At 73.9% G+C, this 19,317-nt stretch carries 14 protein-coding genes; 6 read left to right on the forward strand and 8 right to left on the reverse strand.

Going from position 1 to position 19,317, the window contains the following annotated elements; all coding sequences use genetic code 11:
- Positions 1–204: 204 nt before the first annotated feature.
- The 8 genes from WMF17_RS02475 to WMF17_RS02510 form a co-directional block, all read right to left on the reverse strand.
- A complete protein-coding gene (locus WMF17_RS02475) occupies positions 205–1,788 on the reverse strand; it encodes a PGRS family protein (protein WP_437647902.1) in 1,584 nt (527 codons plus the stop codon).
- Between the two features lie 19 nt (positions 1,789–1,807).
- Positions 1,808–2,881: a PEGA domain-containing protein gene (locus WMF17_RS02480; RefSeq protein ID WP_437647904.1), complete on the reverse strand. Its 1,074-nt coding sequence runs from the start codon at positions 2,879–2,881 to the stop codon at positions 1,808–1,810.
- A gap of 2 nt (positions 2,882–2,883) precedes the next feature.
- Entirely contained in the window at positions 2,884–3,954 is a 1,071-nt protein-coding gene (locus tag WMF17_RS02485; RefSeq protein ID WP_437647906.1) for a hypothetical protein, read from the reverse strand.
- 112 nt (positions 3,955–4,066) lie between these two features.
- Positions 4,067–4,774: a sigma-70 family RNA polymerase sigma factor gene (locus tag WMF17_RS02490; RefSeq protein WP_437647908.1), complete on the reverse strand. Its 708-nt coding sequence runs from the start codon at positions 4,772–4,774 to the stop codon at positions 4,067–4,069.
- A complete protein-coding gene (locus WMF17_RS02495) occupies positions 4,767–5,030 on the reverse strand; it encodes a hypothetical protein (RefSeq protein WP_437600363.1) in 264 nt (87 codons plus the stop codon). Before WMF17_RS02495 ends, WMF17_RS02490 begins: the two co-directional genes overlap by 8 nt.
- Before the next feature lie 72 nt (positions 5,031–5,102).
- Positions 5,103–7,067: a protein kinase domain-containing protein gene (locus WMF17_RS02500; protein WP_437600364.1), complete on the reverse strand. Its 1,965-nt coding sequence runs from the start codon at positions 7,065–7,067 to the stop codon at positions 5,103–5,105.
- A 953-nt stretch (positions 7,068–8,020) separates the two neighbouring features.
- Positions 8,021–9,079: a hypothetical protein gene (locus WMF17_RS02505; RefSeq protein ID WP_437600365.1), complete on the reverse strand. Its 1,059-nt coding sequence runs from the start codon at positions 9,077–9,079 to the stop codon at positions 8,021–8,023.
- A 106-nt stretch (positions 9,080–9,185) separates the two neighbouring features.
- A complete protein-coding gene (locus tag WMF17_RS02510; RefSeq protein ID WP_437600366.1) occupies positions 9,186–10,445 on the reverse strand; it encodes a class I SAM-dependent rRNA methyltransferase in 1,260 nt (419 codons plus the stop codon).
- Between the two features lie 30 nt (positions 10,446–10,475).
- Between WMF17_RS02510 and WMF17_RS02515 the strand changes: the two genes are divergently transcribed.
- From WMF17_RS02515 to WMF17_RS02540, 6 genes are all read left to right on the forward strand, one after another.
- Positions 10,476–11,549: a hypothetical protein gene (locus WMF17_RS02515; protein WP_437647910.1), complete on the forward strand. Its 1,074-nt coding sequence runs from the start codon at positions 10,476–10,478 to the stop codon at positions 11,547–11,549.
- 529 nt (positions 11,550–12,078) lie between these two features.
- Complete coding sequence (locus WMF17_RS02520) at positions 12,079–13,281, forward strand: FIST signal transduction protein (RefSeq protein WP_437600368.1); 1,203 nt, start codon at positions 12,079–12,081, stop codon at positions 13,279–13,281.
- Positions 13,282–13,304: 23 nt separating this feature from the next.
- The gene (locus WMF17_RS02525) at positions 13,305–15,173 is read left to right on the forward strand and encodes an ATP-binding protein (RefSeq protein ID WP_437647912.1); all 1,869 of its coding nucleotides are present in this window, start codon (positions 13,305–13,307) and stop codon (positions 15,171–15,173) included.
- A 110-nt stretch (positions 15,174–15,283) separates the two neighbouring features.
- Positions 15,284–17,251 (forward strand): 4-alpha-glucanotransferase, encoded by a 1,968-nt coding sequence (locus tag WMF17_RS02530; RefSeq protein ID WP_437647914.1) that lies wholly within the window; start codon positions 15,284–15,286, stop codon positions 17,249–17,251.
- 267 nt (positions 17,252–17,518) lie between these two features.
- Complete coding sequence (locus WMF17_RS02535; RefSeq protein ID WP_437647916.1) at positions 17,519–18,475, forward strand: hypothetical protein; 957 nt, start codon at positions 17,519–17,521, stop codon at positions 18,473–18,475.
- 42 nt (positions 18,476–18,517) lie between these two features.
- A complete protein-coding gene (locus WMF17_RS02540; protein WP_437647918.1) occupies positions 18,518–19,288 on the forward strand; it encodes a thioesterase II family protein in 771 nt (256 codons plus the stop codon).
- Positions 19,289–19,317 lie beyond the last annotated feature (29 nt).

The following is a 19,317-nucleotide window of genomic DNA, read 5'->3' on the forward strand; positions in this document are numbered from 1 at the left end:
CGAACCGTGGCGCGGCGAGATGAGAGATGCCCACGCCCCGGCGGTGCTCGGCGCTGTGCGCCTGTGCGCGGCCGGCCCGTCTCTCGTCCCGCGCTCGGCGCGGGACGAGAGGGGATGCCTTGCTGCTCATCGATCTCATCGGTGCCCTCCGTCCACGTGTTGCCTTCGAACCACCGCCCGCTGCTGCAGGCCGCACCAGAGCGTTCACGGAAGCTCCTGTTCCGCGGCCATCACGCCCTCAGCTCCGGCGTTCATCGCGACGTTGTTGCTCCCGCCAAGACCACCGGCCCCCGCGGTACCGGGCGTCAGCGTCGTCTTGCCTTCCTGCTTCACCGGCTCGCCGCGGAACGCGATCGCAAGCGAGGGCCCACCGAGGCCTCCGCCGCCAGGGCCGCCGTTGCCGCCCTGCCCGCCCTTGCCGCCGTCGCATGCCGCCTTGGTGCCACCGACGCCGACGCCGCCCGTGCCACCGATGCCGCCCAAGCCTCCCGGCTGGAGGCTGCCACCCTTGCCGCCATTGCCACCGCGTCCGGCGGTGAGCGTGCAGTCGGTCAGGGTGACGTTGGCGTCGATACTGGCGAGGGCGATGCTGGTGCCGCCCGGGGCGCCGCCTCGTCCGGCCAGGCCGCCGCAACCGCCAGCGCCGCCGCTGCCGCCGCTGGCGCCCGCGCCCGAGACGCCGCCGGTGCAGACGAGGCCGCCCTTGGCACCGCCGCCGCCGCCGCCGCCCTGGCCGGGCATTCCGGGCATGCCGTCGCGTCCAGGCACGCCGGTGTAGCCGCTGGCGCTCAGCGTGCCGAGGCCGCTGGCTCCGGCGCCAGGTTCGCCAGCGGTGCCGTTGCTGCCGGCATTGCCACCGCCATTGCTTGGATCCCCCGGCGATACTCCGCAGCTCCAGTCGTCGCTCATCGACGGGGGCTCTCCAGCGCCAGCATGTCCCTTGACCCCGGTCTGGCCAGCAACGCCGCCTGCCCCGTTGTCGACGTTCCCATTGCCGCCACTGCCGCCGATGGAGAGCTCTCCGCCGCATTCGTTGACCACCTGCGCGCCGCCGCTCAGCGTCGCGTCGGGCCCGTCCACCTCGTCGAGGTCGCTGCACGCATCGACGCCGTTGCTGCCGCCCGGCGCTCGTTCTGGCGCCTCGCTCGGCGCGTCGTCACCATCCGCGCCGTCGACCGCGTTGCCCGCGACGAGCGCGCAGCGCGCGAGCTCTGCGGTGACGCCGTCGGCGAGCACGGCGATCGACGACCCGCCCTTCTGCTGCGCGTCGGGCGCGCGTGCCTCGATGTCCTCGAGGCGCGTGGTGCCCTCGCCGCGCGCGAGCGTCAGCGGGATGGCCTCGGCCTCAGGCGCGACCGTGGTCTTCGTCTGCTTGCCGATCCAGGTCCAGCCGTTCGCGCAATCCAGCCCGCCGAAGAGGGCGATGCCGGCCGGCACCTCGACCGATTCGGCGAACGGCTCGGCGCACGCATAGACGTCGCTGCCCGTCTCGCCGGCGCGTCGCAGCGCCTCGGCGAGCGTCTTGACGGGCTCGGCCTTGGTGCCTTCGCTGCCGTCGTCGCCGCCCGTGGCGACGAACAGGCCGCAGGTGTCATCCACGGCGCCGTCGGCCTCGCTCGGCACACAGACCGAGGGCACGATCGTCGCGCCCCTGCCTCGGTACTTCTCGCAGGTGAGCATGAACTCGCAGTCGTCGGTCCGGTTGAACCACCAGCTGTCGCAGCCATGCGCGAGCAGGATCAGCCCCAGCGTCGCGTGGACGCGTGCGTTCCGCTGCAGTCTCGTCATCACGTTCTCCCTCGATCCATCACCAGGTGGTCCGCACGGCGATGCCGGCGCTGCGCACACCGAACCCGGGCACCACGCGCACAGCCGCATGCCCAGCTGCGCTCTCGCGAGGCCACAGCGCGAGCGCGACCGCCGTGAGGGCCATCGCTCCGGATGCGGCGTACGTCACGACCGCTGCGTTGCTGAGGTCATCGGACCGCCTCGTAGTGCGTCTGAACTCGCGACACGCTCCCGCGAACGCCGGTGACTCCAGGCACCCGCCGCCGCCCGCGAAGATCTCCTCCTGTTGAGATCTCGCGTCCGCGGTCGCGTCGTTCGCCGCCACGGTCAATCCCACGCCCACGCCGAGCGCCACGGCGCTCGCCGCCCCCAGCACGATCACCGGCACCCAGCTCCGCTCTGTCGGCGGCGCGGCGGTGGTCTCCGGCCGCTTCGCTGGAGCCGCGTGGCTCGCCGCCCGCGGCCCCGCCGCCGACGACGCGCCCGCCGCGGCCGGCGCCTCGGCGTCGCGCCGGACCAGGTGCAGCGTGATCCCGATCGCGTGGCCCGCCGCCGGCTCGATCTGCTCCTGCGCCGGCTTGTACCCGTCGAGCTCCGCGCCGACTACGTGCCGTCCCGGCTCCAGGAACACCGGCAGCGCGAGCGGCGTCCGCCCCGCCGCGGCCCCGTTCACCTTCACGTCCGCGCCTTTCGGCTCCGTGGTGATCGTGATCGCCGCGACCTTCGCCAGCGCCTCCTTCAGCAGCACCTCCGCGCGCTGCCGCTGCGCCGTCCTCTCGGCGGGTGCCTCTCGCAGGTACCACGACAGGTGCTCTGCGGCGTCGCGGTGCTTGCCGAGCCGCAGCTCCGCCACGCCGAGGTTCGCCGCGATCTGATAGTGCTGCTTGATGCGCCAAGCCGCCAGGAACGACGCGTGCGCCTCGGCCCAGCGCGCCTGGTTGAGCGCCGCGAGCCCCTCGTCGTAGAGCTGGCCTGCCTTGTCGGTCAGCGCCTCCGCCTCGCCTCGCGCACCGGCGCCGGTTTGGGCGCTGCTGGCCGGTGCGAGCAGCGTGATCGCGAGGGCGAGCGAGCACAGCAATATGTCCTTCTTCATGTTCAGAACTCCCGAAGTCCTTCAAGGGGCGGTAGCGGCTGCGACAGCCCGGCCGGCGGTGACATGGGCGGCTGCGATGGCGCAGGCCTCGGGGGCACTCCCTGCCCCGTGCCGACGCTTTCGGACTGCTTGAGCGAAGGCTGCGCGGTCGGCACCCGTGCCTCGTGCGCCCGCGGCGCCGGTGCGTGCGTCGCCGGCGTAGGTCTCCGGCGCGCAGCGGGCACTGCCTCATCTCGATCGGAAGCCACCGCAGGCGCTGCGCGTTCGGCGGATGCCTGGGGCAGCGCTCTCTCGGCCGCGCTCTCCGCGACGGCCGCCGCATCGCTCGCTGCGTCGGCCGCCACGCTCCGCGCCGCCGCATCGCTCGCTGCGCCGCTCGCCACCGCCGCGTTGCTTGCCGCGCCGCTCACCGCCGCATCGCTCGCCCGCGCCGCGCTCCGCGCTGGCGCCCCTTCCTTCACCCCGCACATCGCCGCGGCGCCGATCCCTGCCGCCAGCGCCAGCATCGCCGCCACCGTCCCGGCGCGCCGCGCCTTCGCAGGCCTCGCCGCCGCCTCGTCCTTCTCCTCCGCCGCCTCGCTCCTCGGCCGGTGCGCCGACGGGAGCGCGCTCTTGTCGATCACCGCCGCCGCTGCCGCCGCGTCCGCCGCCCACGGGCTCCCGCCGCCGCTCTTCCCCCCGGCGCTCTTCTCGCCGCCGCTCTTCCCCCCGCCGCTCTTCTCTCCTGGACCCTTCGCGCCGCTCCCTCGCGCCGTGCCCTTCGGCGCCATCGCCTCCCGCAGCCGCGCCGCGGTGCTCGGCTTTCCCTCGTGGTCCACCCGCACGTTCACGCGCGGCTCCCGCGGCGGCGGTCCTTGCTTCGTCCTCTCCCACGCCGCGTACGCGGTCCAGTACGCCTCCACCTCGTCGCGCAGCTCCGGCTCGATGTAGATCACCCCCGTCTGGAACGCCGGGTGGGACACCAGCTGGCTCGGTGCCGGCGCTGGGCTGGCCGGCGCGCCGGCGCCCGGCTCGCTCGCCGCGCCTCCCTCCGCCTCGCGGTCCCCGCGCTCGTCCCGGTCCTCGTCCTTCACCGCCTCGCCTCCTGTCCGTGCCGCCGATCCCTCACCGCGATCCATCGTCCCCGCGTGCGCGAATTCTCATCTTTCTCATCGCCCATCGCCCATCGACCCGCCCGCCGCCCGCTCACAGCTCGTCCTCGCGCGGCGGCGGCTCGGTCACGCCGGCCGCGCGCAGCAGCTTGCCGAGCCGCACGATCGCTCGGTCGTGGACCCGGTACGCGCCCGGGTGCGGGATCCGGAGCGCGCCGCCGATCTCCGTGAGCGGCCGCCCCTCCACGTAGTGCATCGACAGCACCTCGGCCTCGCGCGGCGTCAGCCGCTCCAGGGTGCGCCGCAGCACCGCGTGCGCCCGGCCGTGGCGCTCGCGCCGCGACAGCACCTCCTCCCCGGTCTCCGGCTTCGCCACGCCGGCGGCCGTCGCGAAGACGCTCGCCGCGAGGCCGTCGACATGGTCGAGGAGCCGCTCCTCCGCCTTGCCGTCGACGTCGGTCATCACATCGCCGTACCGCCGCTGCCGCGCGATGTAGTCGTACCCGCCCTGCAGGCAGAGCGCGACCACCCGGTCCTGCTCCCGCGCCTCCCGGAGATACCCGTCGAGCATCGCGCCCCGGATGCGGTGCCGCGCGAAGCGCGGGAAGCTGTCGTTCCGCGCCGGATCGTAGGCGAGCGCCGCCTCGATGAGCCCCGCGCGGCCGAGCGATATCAGCTCGTCGAACGAGAGGTGCCTTCGCAGCCTCGGCGACAGCCGGCGCGCCGCGCCGCTCACCTCGTGCAGCGCCGACGCCGCGAGCGCCTGTTGCGCCGGCGTGAGCCTCGCCTCGGGGTCAGCCATCCTCGCCGCCCCCCGCCTTGCGCCGGGGCTCCCCGGCGCCGTCCCGGGCCTCCACGCCGCTCCCGAGCGGCGCCGCGCGAGGCCGCGCGCGCTCCAGGAGGTCCCGCCCGACCTCGTCCTCGGTGAGCGCCTCCACGAGCAGCCCGCGCATGGCCTCGATCACGTCGAGCGACGCGATCCCGCGGTAGCGCGCGAGCGTCCGCTCGACGACCTCGGCGAGGAAGGGATCGGTCGCGCTGGGTTCGTCGTTCGACATGTCTTCGCTCCTCGCTCGGCCTCGTGCCTCGTTCCGCGCTCGCGCTTTCATTCATCGCTCCGCGCCTGTCCTCTAGAAGCGGGGCGGCCCGCCGACCGGACCCTCGCCGCCCCTCCCCCGCTGGGCCTTGGCCGGCCTCGCGGGCGCCGAGGTACGCCCGCGCGAGGGCATCGGGTAGATGTCCTCCTCCTCGTACGGGTCGGTGTTCTTCTCCGCGTCGCGCCCCTTCGACGTGAACAGCCAGTCCCACGGGCGCCGCGCGGGCGCTTGCGCCGCCCCCGCGACCGGACGCGCGCGTGTCGCCGGCGCGCTCGGCTGCTCCGGCACGCTCGCGTGCGGCGGCGTGCTCGCCTGCGCCGGCGTGCTTGCCTTCGCGGGCGCGCTCGGTCTGGCCGCGATCCCCCTGGATTCGGCGGGAGGTGACGGCGCGGCCTCAGACGCCTCGACGCCGAGGGGGTCGGCTGCGCTCTCCGGCACGCGCGCGTCCGGCGGTGCCCCGGTCTCGCGCGTGGCGCGCGTGGCGTCAGAGAGCGCCGGCGCCGCCTGTGCGCTCGTGACGACCCCGCCGGCGGACGCGGCCAGCACAGCCCCGCTCTCGGATGCGGACATCGCGGGGCGTTCGCGGCGCACATGGATGTACAGCGCGGTCGCGGCGCCCGAGATCGGGATCGCCAGCACCGCCGCGGCGGCGCAGCGGCGCAGGAGCTGCGCTCGCCAGCGCCGGTCGGCGACGCGGTCCGTCGCCGGCAGGTCAGGTCCCACGAGGCTTGCTCCCTGGCCTCCCGGCGACGATCGCACCGTGACCGGCCCGGGGGTCACGAGCAGCGGCCAGCCCGGGTCGGCCGCCGGCGGCGCGCTCGGCGGCGGATGCCACGGAGGAGCCGAAGGCTGCGCCGGCCGCGCCGCCTCACCGTCCTCGCGCGCCGCCGGCGCCGCGTCCTCCTCCCGCGCCTCGCTCCCGCCGAGCTCGGCCGAGGCTGCCGGCCCAGGGACGATCACCCGGCTCTCGTCGGGCCGCGGCGCCGTGATCAGCCGCTCGGGCGATCGCGGACCGTGGTGCTCCCGCCGGGACCCCGGCGTCCCTGGGTCCGGTGCCGCGGCGAGCCGGCCGGCGCGCACGTCCGAAAGGTAGCGCTCCCGGAGCTCGCGCAGCGCGCTCGCCGCCGCGCCGGCGTGCCTGAAGCGCTGGGCCGGCCGCTTCGCCAGGCCGGTCTGGAGGACCGGCCAGACGTAGTCCGGGATCGACGGCACGAGCTCGTGCACCGGCACCGGCATCCGCAGCATGTGCGCCGCAACGAGCTGGCCCTCGCTGGGCATCCCCGAAAGCCCCCGGCCCGTGGCGAACACGTAACGGCCGGCCAGGAGCTCGTAGATCACCAGCGACAGCGCGTAGACATCGCTCGCCGGTGAGCACGGTTCTCCCCAGCAGTCCTCCGGCGCCGTGTACGCCGTCGTGCCGAATCGCTGGCCCGGCCGGGTGCTCGGCAGACCGTCGACCCGGATCTTCGCGATGTTCAGGTCGAGCAGCTTGACGTCGCCGTGCCGGTCGACGAACACGTTCTCCGGCTTCACGTCCCGGTGCACGATCCCGAGGTCGTGCGCCGCCGCGAGGCCGTCGGCGATCTCGATGCCGATGTGGAGCGCCCGCGCGATCGGCAGCGGCGACTCCACCTGGCAGATCCGGCGGAGCGACTGGCCCTCCAGGAGCTCCATGGCGATCCAGACCGTGCCGTCGGGCAGCATGTCGGCGCTGTGCACGGCGACGATGTTCTTGTGCCGCAGCCGGCAGAGCGCGATGGCCTCCTTGCGGGCGCGCTCGCGCACCTGCTCGGTGCTCGCGTAGCACGGGAGCAGCAGCTTGAGCGCGACCCGCCGCTGCGTGAACTCGTGGACCGCCTCGTAGACGACGCCCATGCCGCCCGCGCCGACCATCCGCACGAGCCTGTGGCCCGCGACGGTGCTCCCCGGAAGATAGGTCGCCGAGGGCGAGGGCGGCTCGGCGTCGTCGTCTCGTGCGCTGCGCTCGCCCTGACTCATCCAAGCCACCTCTGCACCAGGAGCGCGCCGACCATACCAAAGAACGCCGCGGTCGCGGCGACGGCGAGCCAGCTCGCCACCGGCGCAGCGGGACGCGGAGCGAGCGCCTGCGCGGATGACGCGCGCTCCTCCGTCGGATCGGAGCGTGGAGCCCGGCGGACCGGAGGACAGGGCACCTCGATCACGAGGGGTCGCGTCGCGACAGGTCGCGTGACGGCCGCCGGTGCGACCGGCAACGGCGCCGTCGCCATGGAAGCGGGCGGCGCCTGGGACGGCTGCCAGGGAAGAGGCGAATCCGGGCGAAACGACACGGGAAGCGGCGCGGTGAGCAGCGGGGCCGGAGGGGGCTCGACGCGACCCAGCGGCCTGGCGGCGCCCTCGCCGGCACGAAGGACCTCATCCAGGGGCACGGTCGCGAGCAAGCATTCGATCGAGCTGCGGGCGGTCACGGCCAGGTTCCTCTCCAGCAAGCGCGGGCATGAGAGCGCGGGCATGAGACGGCGGCGGCGACGGATCCCGGGCGTGACATCCGAACAGGGTCGTCGCTCCTGCCTTCGACGGGTACTATCGACGCTGCGCGGCGGATTTCTCAGAAAAGTGATCGGTCTCGGGAAAGCCATGGGCGGCTGCGGCTGCGGCTGCGCGCCCCGAGGGCATGGCTGCGCAGGCTGGACCCATGCCTGCATGCGCGGAGGCCGTAGTTGCACACGCGGAAGGCCATGGCTGCGCAGACGGGAGCCATGGCAGCACGCTCGGAGGCCATGGCTGCAGGCCCGGACTCCATGGCCGCGCGGGCTTGAGCCATGGCTGCGTGATGAGAGACCCTCGCCGCGCCCTCCAGAGCCATGGCTGCACGCCTGGAGGGCATGGCTGCGTTGTCGGCCTCCCCCCCTGCGGCGCACCGCGGGACCACGGCTGCGCGCGGGGAAAGGCAGGTACGCGGCCCCGCCGCGCTACACCGGCACGCCGGGCTGGGGCTTCGGCTCCGCCGAAGCGGCCTTCGGCGCCGCCGAAGCGGCCTTCGGCGCCGCCGCGGGGACCTCCTCGGCGGGCTTCTCCGGCTTGGTTCGCCGCGGCGAGAAATACCGGCCGAGCGAGATGGGGACGAGCCGGGGCACCGACGGGTCGACCTGGTGGCCGGCATCGAAGAGGTCGATGACCATCTCCAGGAGGAGGAGGTTCATCCCATCCCAGGTGTCGACCTCCGTCTGGTCGACGCTCGCGCTCGCCGTCACCGCCGCCGCGGCGTCGCCGGCCTTGCGGATCTCCTCGGCGAGCGCCTCGATCTGATCGAGCTTCGCCGCGTCGAGGCGCGTCCCTTTGCGGCGCAGCGCGGCGGCCTCGGACCGGTCGGCGACGACCTCCCGTCCCACCTTGACCAGCGCGGCGAGCGACCTGGCGAGCTTCGCGGCGTCGGGGGCGACGCCGTGGGCGCCGTCGATCTTCTTCAGCAGCCTCGGCTCGCCGCCGCTCAGCGTCCGGAGCGCGGTCGCGAGCTGTTCGCGCACGCCGCGGCCCCTGCGCCGCGCCGCCTCGGCCGCGGCCTCGCGCGCCGCCTTGGCGCTCCCGGCCTTGGCCACGCCGCCGTCGCGCGCGGCCGCGAGCCGGCTGCCGCGGAGCGCGGCCCAGATCGCGGTCCGCAGGAGGTCGTCGGACAGCCCGAGCAAGGCGTCGCGCTGCGCCTCCGTCGCCTTCCTCAGGAACGCGTCCGCCTTGCCGTACAGGCGCGCCGCGTCCCTGTCGATCCGCGAGGTCGCGACGGCCCGGCCCTCGCGGACGAGGTCAGCCTTCTCGACCCCGCCCACGTACGCGAGCACCTCGTCGACCGTCGCCTCGCCGCGCCGCGCGACGAGGTCGTCGAGGCTGTAGATCGCGTCCTCCTCGTCCTGCGGTTCTTGCGCGGGCGCGGCCGGCTGGACCTTCGCCTTCGCCGTCGTCGACTTCACCTTGGGGGCGATCCGGGATGTCCCTCTCGCCGCAGCTTGGGTCTTGGTAGTGAGTTTTGTCGCCATGACCCGATGCTACGGAGTCCGGCGCGCCGAGCGCAATGCATGGGCACGTTGACGCCGACCGTGACGACCGCGCCCGCGCACTTCCGCCCGCAGCGCATCGACAAGCTCACTCCAGCACAACGAACTTGAGATACCGCCCCTCCCACCACGCCGGCAGCGTCGGGTGGTCCTCCGGCTGTCCGTGGATCGCCCGGACCCGCAGGTCGTCCCGCTCCAGCGTGGCGTCGTCGAGCGTCGCCAGGAAGTCCTCCATCGTGATGTGGCTCGAGCACGACGCCGCGCACAGCACGCCGCCTCGATCGAGCACGCGCGCGACCGCGGTGTGCAGCCGCCGGTAGGCGCCGAGCGCGCGCGGCTTGGCGCGCTCGCTCGGCGCGAAGCTCGGCGGATCGCAGATGACGAGATCGTACCGGTCGCCGCGGCCGCGGGCCTTCTCGAGGAAGTCGAACGCGTCCGCCGTCACGAAGTCGTGCGCCGCCGGATCGACGCCGTTCTCGCGGAACGTGCGCTGCGCGGACGCGTGCGCGGCCGGCGCCGAGTCCACGGAGGTGACCCGCCCCGCGCCGCCGAGCGCCGCCGCCACCGAGAAGCCCCCCGCGTAGCTGAACAGGTTCAGCACGCGCCCGCGCCCCGCCGCGAGCGCGCGCACGCGGGCGCGATTGTCGCGCTGGTCGAGGAACGCCCCCGTCTTCTGCCCTCGCGCGAGATCGACCTCCATCGCGACCCCCGTCTCCCTCACGAAGAGGCGATCCGGCAGCGGCGGCCCGTGCAGGTGCGCGAGCTTCTTCCCCTCCTTCCCCTCCGCGTCCCCGCTCGCCGAAGGCGCGCGCGCGCGCAGGCCGATCGAGCGCACGCCGCAGGCGCCCAGCGCGCGCGCGAGGTGCGGGAGCAGGCGATCGAGCCACGGCGCGAGCATGCCGCCGTCGAGGCGGATCACCGCGACGCGGTCGTACCGATCGATGACCAGCGAGGGCACCCGGTCCCCCTCGCCGTTGCACAGGCGGTAGGCCGTCGTGTCGCGGCCGGCGAACCAGCCGTCGCGCAGGGCGAAGGCGCGCTCGAGCCGCTCGGCGATGGCGCGCTCGTCGAGCGCCGGCGCCGGCGTGCGCTGGAAGACGCGGACGGCGATCGCCGAGTCGGCGTCCCAGAGCCCCCGCCCGAGGAACGCGCCCTCGGCCGACAGCTCGACAACGTCCCCCGACGCGGCGGCCGCGGCGCCGCCGCCGGCGCGAGGCGAGCGCTCCCCGCGCCGGCGCTCCCCGGGAGGGCCCGCGTTCCCGCCGCCGCCCGCGATGCCGTCTCGGTACACCCACGGGTGGCCGCGGCGGACGGCGGCGGCGGCTGTCGCGGTGAGATGGACCCGCATCGACCCCGCCTAGCACGGTAAGCTCGCAGCGTGCTGCACCGTGTTCTCTCGATCGGCTGGGCCTGCCTCGGAGGGATCCTGCTCGCCGCGCTCGGCGGAGCCGGCTGCACGCAGGACCACGATCTCCTCGGCCGAGATCCGCCGGGCGCGGCGAGCACGTCCGGCGCCGGCGGCGGCGCGGGGACGACCGCGAGCAGCGCGACCACCACCGGCACGGGCGGCGGCGAGGCGGTCGAGCCGCCAGGGCCGACGAAGCTCACGGTGGTGAACGGCGTCGGCGATCACGACGCGGTCCGCTTCTGCTTCCTCGCCTACCCCGACGGCACCGGCGCCGGCGTGGAGCCCTGGCCGAGCGCCGGCCTCCCCTTCGCCCGGGCCCGCGTGATCGAGCCGCTCGGCGCGGCGATCCCCGAGGGGACCCGCGTGCAAGCGCACGCGATCGCCGGCGACCTCGACGCGACCGAGGGGCTCGACTGCGCCGAGATCCTCGCGCTCGCCGCGGAGCCCGCGGCGCAGATCGTGGCCGCGGGGCTCCCCGTGCTGCCGGCGCCGGTGTTCGCCGAGGAGAAGAGCCTCCTGCTGGTCGCCACCGGCTGCCTCGGCGGCGAGGGGCACACGCACGCCGGGGAGAAGCAGGGCTGCGGCGACGCCTACACGGTCGACACGCCGACCGCCGGCCTCGTGGCGGTCGCCATGTCGCGGCGGACGCGCTTCGACAGGCTGAGCCTCCAGGTCGCGCACGCGAGCGCGGCGACGCCGAGGGTCCACGTGCGGCTCGCGCCCGGGCGCGCGGAGGCGAGCGCGGCGGCCGTCGCGCAGGACCTCTCGTACGGCGCGATCTCGCCCTCCCCGCCGTTCGCCGGCCTCTCGCGCGGCGATCTGGGCACGCTCGACGAGGTCGAGATCGAGATCTACGATCCGCTCGCGGCGAAGGTGACGTCCTCGGTGCCGATGCGCGAGATCCTGGCGAGCAGCGACGTGCCGGCGGACAGCATCGCGAACGGCCAGGGGCTCGTGCTCGTGGCCGTCGGCGCTGCCCCGGAAGCGGCGCGCGGCGGGTTCTGGCACCCCCTGACGTACGCGCTGCTGTGGGCGGATCCCTGAGCAGGTCCTGATCATCCCTTCTCCGGACTCCCGCGCTGGCCGCCCCCTCAGGAGCTCAACCACACCTCGTCCGGCCGCTCCCAGGCGATGTGCTGCAATTCCGCCTTGGGCATCAAGACGTCGTCGACAGCGGCACGCAATCCCACGTTGGCTCGCGTGGTGCGCTGCGTTGTCCGGCGCTTGCGCACGACCCTGATTGCTTCTGTGCAATCGACGCGAGCGACGCGAGCGACTCCGGGGGTGTCCTGCGCGCCGACGAGCTTGCAGGCGACGTGGTCGTATTGAAGGATAAGGATTCTGCTCCCTCGGTCTCGGGCGCCTACCTCCGCTCCGCAGGTCTCGTCTCGCAGGCCCTTTCGCGGCTCTGTCCGGCTCTTCTCCGAGAGCGTCGCGCCGGGAAAATCGCGAGTCGAGCGAGGAGCGGGAGCGCCCTGTACGGACGACATCCCAGGAGAATGCGCGCGTCGTGACGTTCGGGTGAATCTCCAGTATAACGCGAGTGCCTACATTCCGAGGGGGGGAAGAGAACATGGCGACACAGATGTTTGTGGGGGCGAGCTCCACGGCGGATCCAAAGAAGGCTGCCTCGGAGGCCGTGGCTGCGGCGCTCCGCGGGTCGGCGCGCTCCGAGCACGCTTCACCGCCGCCCCGACCCGCCTTCGCGCTCGTCTTGTCGACGGATCAATACGACGCCGACGCGCTCGCTGCGGCCATGACGAGCGAGCTGCCCGGGGTCCCGTGGGCGGGGTGCTGCACGGCGGGGGTCTTCGCGGGCAGCCGGCTCCTCCGGCAGGGGCTCGTCGTGGGGCTCGTCGCCTCGGAGACCGTGCGCGTGGGCGTCGGGGTCGCGCAGCCGGTGAGCCAGGACGGGCGGCGCGCCGGCGTGCTCGCCGCCGCGCGCGCGCTCGAGGCGTTCCCCTCGTCCGTTCCGGCGGGGTGGAGCCGCGCGCTCATCGTGCTGCCGGACGCGCTCACGGGCAACGCGGCCGACGTCGTGCGCGGCGCGGTCGAGGTCGGCGGCACGGGCGTCGTCTGGGCCGGCGGCGGCGCGGGCGACAACCTCCGCTTCGTGCGCACCGCGCAGTTCGCGGGCGGCCGCGCCTACTCGGACAGCGCGGTCGTGGTCGCGATCGACTCGCCGGCGCGCATGGCCACCGGGATCCGCCACGGCTTCCGGCCCTACGGGCCGCCGACGATGGTCACCCGCGCCGAGGGCACGGTCCTCGCGGAGCTCGAGTACGAGAGCGCCTTCTCGGTCTACCAGCGCACCGCGCGGGCGAGGGGCGATCAGGTCAACCTCGAGGGCTTCGCTTCCTTCGCCATGACCCACCCGCTCGGCATCCCGCAGGCCGACGGCGAGCACGTCATCCGCGACCCGCTGCGCGTGGTCTCGCCGGGCGGCCTCTACTGCGTCGGCGAGGTCCCGGACGGCTGCCTCATCCGCGTCATGGAGGGCGACCCCAGCGGCCTCGTCGGCGCGGCGCGCGAGGCCGCGACCACGGCGCGCGACGCGGTGGCCGGGCCGATCGCCGGCGCGTTCGTGTTCGACTGCATCTCGCGGTGCATGATGCTCGGCGACACGGTGCGCGACGAGCTGACGACCTTCGAGAGCGAGCTCGGCCAGAGCGTTCCGGTGATGGGCTGTCTGACGTTCGGGGAGGTGGGCACGCTCGGCCGGGGGGTGCCGCAGTTCCACAACAAGACCGCCGTCGTGCTCGCGCTGGGGGCCTGAGCCAGGCGCGGCGGGAGCCCTGTATGCCGAGCGGTTCAGACCACGAGATCCAGGAGGAAAGGCTGGCGCTCCTCAGCGTCCTCCAGGAGCTCACGGTCGCAGCGCTCGATCTCTTCGATCCGCGCCAGTCGATGGCGATCTTCCTGGAGCGGCTCGCCGAGCGGCTGAGCTGCATCGCGGTGCTCGTGCTCGTCGAGCCGACGCCCCTCGCCCCGCGGCTCCTCGACGCCGCGGGGCTCTCGGCGAGCTCGCGCGCGCTGCCCATCCCGCCGCGGTCGCCGGCCGCGGCGGGCGAGCCCGCGGGCGAGGGCGCGGGCCTCCGCTTGCCGTACCCCGAGCTCGCGCGGCACGGGCTCGTGACGTGGCACTTCTCGCTGGAGGGGCAGGGCGACAGCGGCGCCTCCGGGCTCATCCTCTGCTTCGAGGGCGAGCCCCCGTTCGCGCCGCGGTACCGGGGCATGATGCGCCGGCTCGCGGGGACCTTCCGCACGGCGCTCGTGCACCGCCTGCTCTACGCGCGCATGATCGAGAACGAGCTCGAGCGGGCGCGGAACCTCGCCGCCGCGGAGGCGGGGCGCGCCGCGGCGGAGGCGGCGCAGCGCCGCGCCGCGTTCCTCTCGGAGGCGAGCCGGCTGCTCTCCAGCTCGCTCAACTACGAGGCCACGCTGGTCCGCGTCGCGCGGCTGCCGGTCCCGTTCGTCGCGGACTGGTGCATGGTCGACATCATCGAGCGCGAGGCGATGCTCCGGCGCGCGGTCGTCGTCCACGCCAACCCCCAGAAGAGCGAGCTCGCGCGCCTGCTGCAGGGCCAGATGCCGATGGAGGCGGTCCTTCCGTCCGGCGTGGCGCGCGTGATGCAGACGGGCGAGGCGGTGCTCTGCGAGATCGCCGACGCGCCCGCCCCCGAGGGCGAGCGCGGCGCGGTCGAGAGCGAGCCGCCGGTGTCCGCCAGCGAGGCGCTCCTCCGGGAGCTCGGCCTCCGGCGCTACATCTCCGTGCCGCTCGTCACGCGCGGCACGATGCTCGGCGTGCTCACCATCGCCTCGGGCCGCGACGATCTCCTGTACGGCATCGAGGACCGGGCGCTCGCCGAGGATCTCGGGCGGCGGGCCGCGCTGGCGATCGACAACGCGCGGCTCTACGAGAGCGCGCAGCGGGCGATCCGGGCGCGCGAGGAGCTCGTCGCGGTGGTGTCGCACGATCTCAAGAGCCCGCTCGCGACCATCGTCATGAACACGAGCCTCCTGCGCCGGAAGCTGCCGAGCTCGGACGAGGCGGTCGATCTGCGGCGCCCGGTCGAGCGCATCCAGAAGTCGGCCGATCGCATGAACCGCCTCATCCGCGATCTGCTCGACCTGGCGAAGCTCGACGGCGGCCACATCTCGATCCAGCCGGTGCCGCACGACGTCGCCGTCCTGCTGAGCGACGCCCTCGAGCTCCTGCGCGAGGAGGCGGCGGAGAAGTCGCTGCGCCTGGAGCACTGCATCGAGCTCGGCGTCGAGCGGGCGCTGTGCGACCGCGAGCGGGTCCTGCAGGTGATCGCGAACATCGTCGGCAACGCGATCAAGTTCACGCCCGCGGGCGGCGAGGTCGCGCTCCGCGCCGAGCCGTGGGGCAGGGAGGTGCGCCTCTCGGTGCGCGACACCGGCCCGGGCATCCCGGAGGACCAGCGGACGAGGATCTTCGAGCGCTACTGGCAGGCGAAGGAGACCGCCCACAAGGGCACGGGGCTCGGCCTCTCGATCGCGAAGGCGCTCGTCGAGGTGCACGGCGGGCGGATCTGGGTCGAGAGCAAGGTGGGTGAGGGGAGCACGTTCTTCTTCACGCTCCCGGCGGCTGAGGCCGCGGGCGCGACCGCGGGGGTCGCGGCGGGCACGCGCCTCGGGGCCTGATCGCGGTGATCGGGTTTCGCCGGACAGCGATGTAATCAAGCCACCTAGGCGCATCTGTCCCTGATTTCGCGCCTTGGCGGGCCGATCCGTTCATCGCTATACCTACCGCGATGAAGGACGTCGGCGACGACAGGGGCGACGCGGCAGAGGCCCAGGCGCGCGGGGGCGAGGACGAGCGGGGGCTCGTCAGGGCCGCATTGCAGCTCCTGGGCATCCGCAATCTCGTGCTCGCGATCCACGATCCGAGCTTTCCGTCGGACGACGCCGAGGACACCGGGCGCGGGTCCCCGTACACCGACGGGGGGCGCCGGTTCCTCCGGTTTGCGCGCGATCTCGGGTTCAACGGCGTCCAGCTCGGGCCCCAGGGGGAGACCTCGGCCGACAACGCGTCTCCGTACGACGGCGCCATCTTCTCGCGGAGCACGCTGTCGATCGCGCTCGCCCGGCTGGCGGAGGACGGCCCCTGGGGCGCGCTCCTCCGCCCCGAGTCGGTGAGGAAGATCGTGGCCGGGAAGCCCGGCGGCAGCGAGGGGCGCGCGCTGCACGGCTATGCCCACCGCGCGCAGCGCGCCGCGCTGCGCGAGGCGTACGCGTCGTTCGTCGACCGGCGGAGGCGCGGCGAGCTCGGGGCCCTCGCCGCTCGGCTCGACGCGTTCAGGAAGCGGAACGCGGCGTGGCTCGAGCGGGATGGGCTTTACGGCCCCCTCTGCGACGAGCATCGGAGCGACTGGTTTCACGGCTGGTCCGGCGCGCCGGAGCTGGATCGCCGCCTCTGGGCGCCCGGCCCGGGCGAGGCGGTCGCCTGCGCGGAGCGCAGGAGGGAGCTCCTCGACCGGTACCGCGACGAGCTCGACCTCTACGCCTTCTGCCAGCTCCTCGCGCACGAGCAGCACGCGGCGCTCCGGGCGGTGACGGCCGAGCTCGGGCTCAAGCTCTATGGAGATCTGCAGATTGGCTATTCGCCTCAGGATGCCTGGGCCTATCAATCGGTCTTCCTGAAGGGCTATCTGATGGGGGCGCCGCCGAGCCGGACCAACCCGGAGGGCCAGGTGTGGAACTACCCTGTCCTGGATCCGGCGCAGTACACGGACGGCTCCTCCGGCGCGCTCGCGCTCGTGCGGGCGCGGATGGACAAGATGTTCGACGAGTTCGACGGCGTGCGCCTCGATCACCCGCACGGCCTCGTCTGCCCGTGGGTGTACGCCGCCGGCGCCCCCGATCCGCTCCGCGCGGTCCAGGGTGGGGCGCGGCTCTTCTCGTCGCCCGACCTGCCGGACCATCCGCTGCTCGCCCGCTACGCGATCGTCTCTCCTGCGCAGCTGAACCGCGCCGTGCCCCGGTACGCGGACGACTGGGTCTCCTCGCTGACGCCGGAGCAGGTCGGGCGCTACAGCGCCATCTTCGACACCATCGCGCGCTGCGCGGAGGCCCACGGGCGCGCCATCACCGACGTCGTGTGCGAGGTCCTGAGCACGCTCCCGTACCCGCTCAGGGCCGTCCTCGAGCGGCACGGGCTCGGGCGCTTCCGGGTCACGCAGAAGGCGGATCTCGACAACCCGAAGGACGTCTATCGCAGCGAGAACGCCGCGCCCTCCGACTGGATCATGGTGGGGACCCACGACACGCCGCCGCTCTGGCGGCTCGTCGACACGTGGGCGCGCGCCTCCGCGCTCGAGCGGCAGGCGGCGTACCTCGCCGCCCGGCTGGCGCCCTCGCCGGCCGAGGAGGGCGCGATGGCGCGCGCGCTCGCGTCCGACCCGCGCGCGCTCGCGCAGGCCAAGTTCGCCGACCTCTTCGCGAGCCAGGCATCGAACGTGATGGTCTTCTTCTCCGATCTGCTCGGGGTGAAGGAGATCTACAATGCTCCCGGGACGATAGGCGATCACAACTGGTCGCTGCGGGTGCCCCGCGATTACGAGCGCTCCTATTCCGAGATGCGCGCGCGCGGCGAGGCGCTCGATCTCCCGCGCGTCCTCGCGCTCGCGCTGCGCGCCCGGGGAGGCGCGGAGTCGCAGGAGCGCCGCGACCTCGCCGCGCGGCTGGAGCGCCGGTCCGGCCCAGCCCGCGGCCAGCGCTGAGCGCGCGCGACCAGCGCTGAGCGCGCGCCGGGCCGGTCGCGACGTTGCGCTGCCCCGCCTCGAACGAGCGACCGGCGCGGCCGCTCGACGCAGGGCGTCGCAGGGTCGCGTCGGTCAAAAAGCTTGCATCCAGCCCCCTCGGGCTGCATTGATCCGGGCGAGCGCCGCGGTCATGGGGCCTCGCCCGTGCGACGCGGCGGCACAGTGCGACAAGGTGGTCAATCGCCCGCAGAGCCCGTGAGTCGAGAACGAGATGGGAGACACCAGGTGAGCACGACCAAAGCGTCTCTTGGCACCCTGTTCCTCATGCTCTCCCTGGCCGCGCCTGCGCTGGCGCAGGAGGCGGCGCCGCGGCAGCCCATCACGGACAAGACGAAGGAGCGCTGGGCGAAGACCCAGGGAGGCCGGTTCGGATTCGAGATCGACGTCCTCAGCTCGTCGTACCAGGAGCCGATCGTCGAGGCGCGCCCGGGGTCGGATGAGGTCACGCTCCCGGCGTCCGATCGGCTCGGCGTCGCCATCACCGCCGTCATGCAGTACAAGCTCTTCGCGGGGCTCCACCTCGACGCGGAGATGCCGTTCGCTTACGGCGACGTCTCGGGCCCCCACTCCACGGACCTGTTCGGCAAGCGATTCTGGAGCACCGCAGACTACAGCCATTTCTTCCTCGGCAATCCCACGTTCGGCCTGCACTACGCCGGCAACGCGCTGAAGAACCTCGCGCTCTTCGGCGGCATGAGCGTGACGGTCCCGCTCCACCCGCACCCGGGCGCGGGCCTCGAGGCCGCGGCGGTGGCGAATTTCCCCGCGCGGGCCTACTTCGACGCGCAGCGCGTGCTGCTCGGGCACTGGGCCCTCCGGGCGCGCGTCGGGACCGAGATCCACTTCGGCAAGGTCCTGTTCCTCACCCACGACGTCGCGGCCCAGATCTTCATGCCGACGCGGGAAGGGGACTTCACGAAGACCGTGATCGAGCAAGGCAACGAGATCGAGTTCCGCCCGTTCGGCAACTTCGGCATCGGCATGCGTCTCCAGGCTGCCTTCCCGCTCTCGTCGAGCAACTCCGCCCAGCTGGCGGCGGAGCCGTTCATCGGCTGGGAGCCGCTCGTGAAGGGCTCGTTTACCCGCGTCGGCGCGCTTGTCGCGCTGGACGACGACCTCGGCTTCGGCCTGGACCAGGGGAAGGTCGCCACCATCCGTGTCGCCCTCGGCAGCAAATGGTAGGAGGCGAGCGCGGCGGCGTCGAGCTACGCTGAGCGCCGCACGATGACCGCGAGCTCGATCTCCGATCCTTGGGTGGGCTGCCCTCGGCCGAACCCCGCTGCCCGGCTTCGCCTCTTCTGCTTCCCCTATGCCGGTGGCGGCTCGTCGAGCTACGGCGCCTGGTGGCGCGGGCTCCCGGCGCACACGGAGCTCTGCGCGATCAAGCTCCCCGGCCGGGAGGCGCGCCTGAGCGAGCCGCCCTTCGAGCGCCTCACCCCGCTCGTCCAGGCCCTCGCGACCGCGCTCGAGCGCTGGCTCACGAAGCCGTTCGCCTTCTACGGCCACAGCCTCGGCGCGCTGGTGAGCTTCGAGCTCGCGCGCGAGCTGCGCCGGCGGGGCGCTCCCTTGCCGCGCCATCTCCTCCTGTCGGGCCGGCGCGCGCCCCACCAGCCCGGCCCGGCGCCGCTCCACGGCCTGCCCGATCACGAGTTCCTGGCGTGGCTCCGCCGAATGGGCGGCACGCCCGACGAGGTGCTGCGCGAGCCGGAGCTCCTGGCGCTCTTCCTGCCCACCCTGCGCGCGGATGTGGCGGTCAACGAGGTCGAGCCGTTCGTCCCCGAGGCCCCGCTCGATTGCCCGATCTCCGCCTTCGGGGGCCTCGAGGACGAGCGCGCGGGCCGCGCGGAGCTCGAGGCCTGGCGCGAGCACACGCGCGGGCCCTTCCGGGTCGAGATGTTCCCCGGCGGGCACTTCTTCGTGCGGAGCGCCCGGGAGCCGCTCCTGCGGTCGATCGCAGCGCTCCTCGACGGCGTCGAGCGCGAGCTGCCCGCGTGACGGCCGGCGCTGGGCGGGTGTTGAGCCCG

Origin of the sequence: Sorangium sp. So ce362 (assembly GCF_051519845.1) — a bacterium.
Lineage (GTDB): Bacteria > Myxococcota_A > Polyangia > Polyangiales > Polyangiaceae > Sorangium.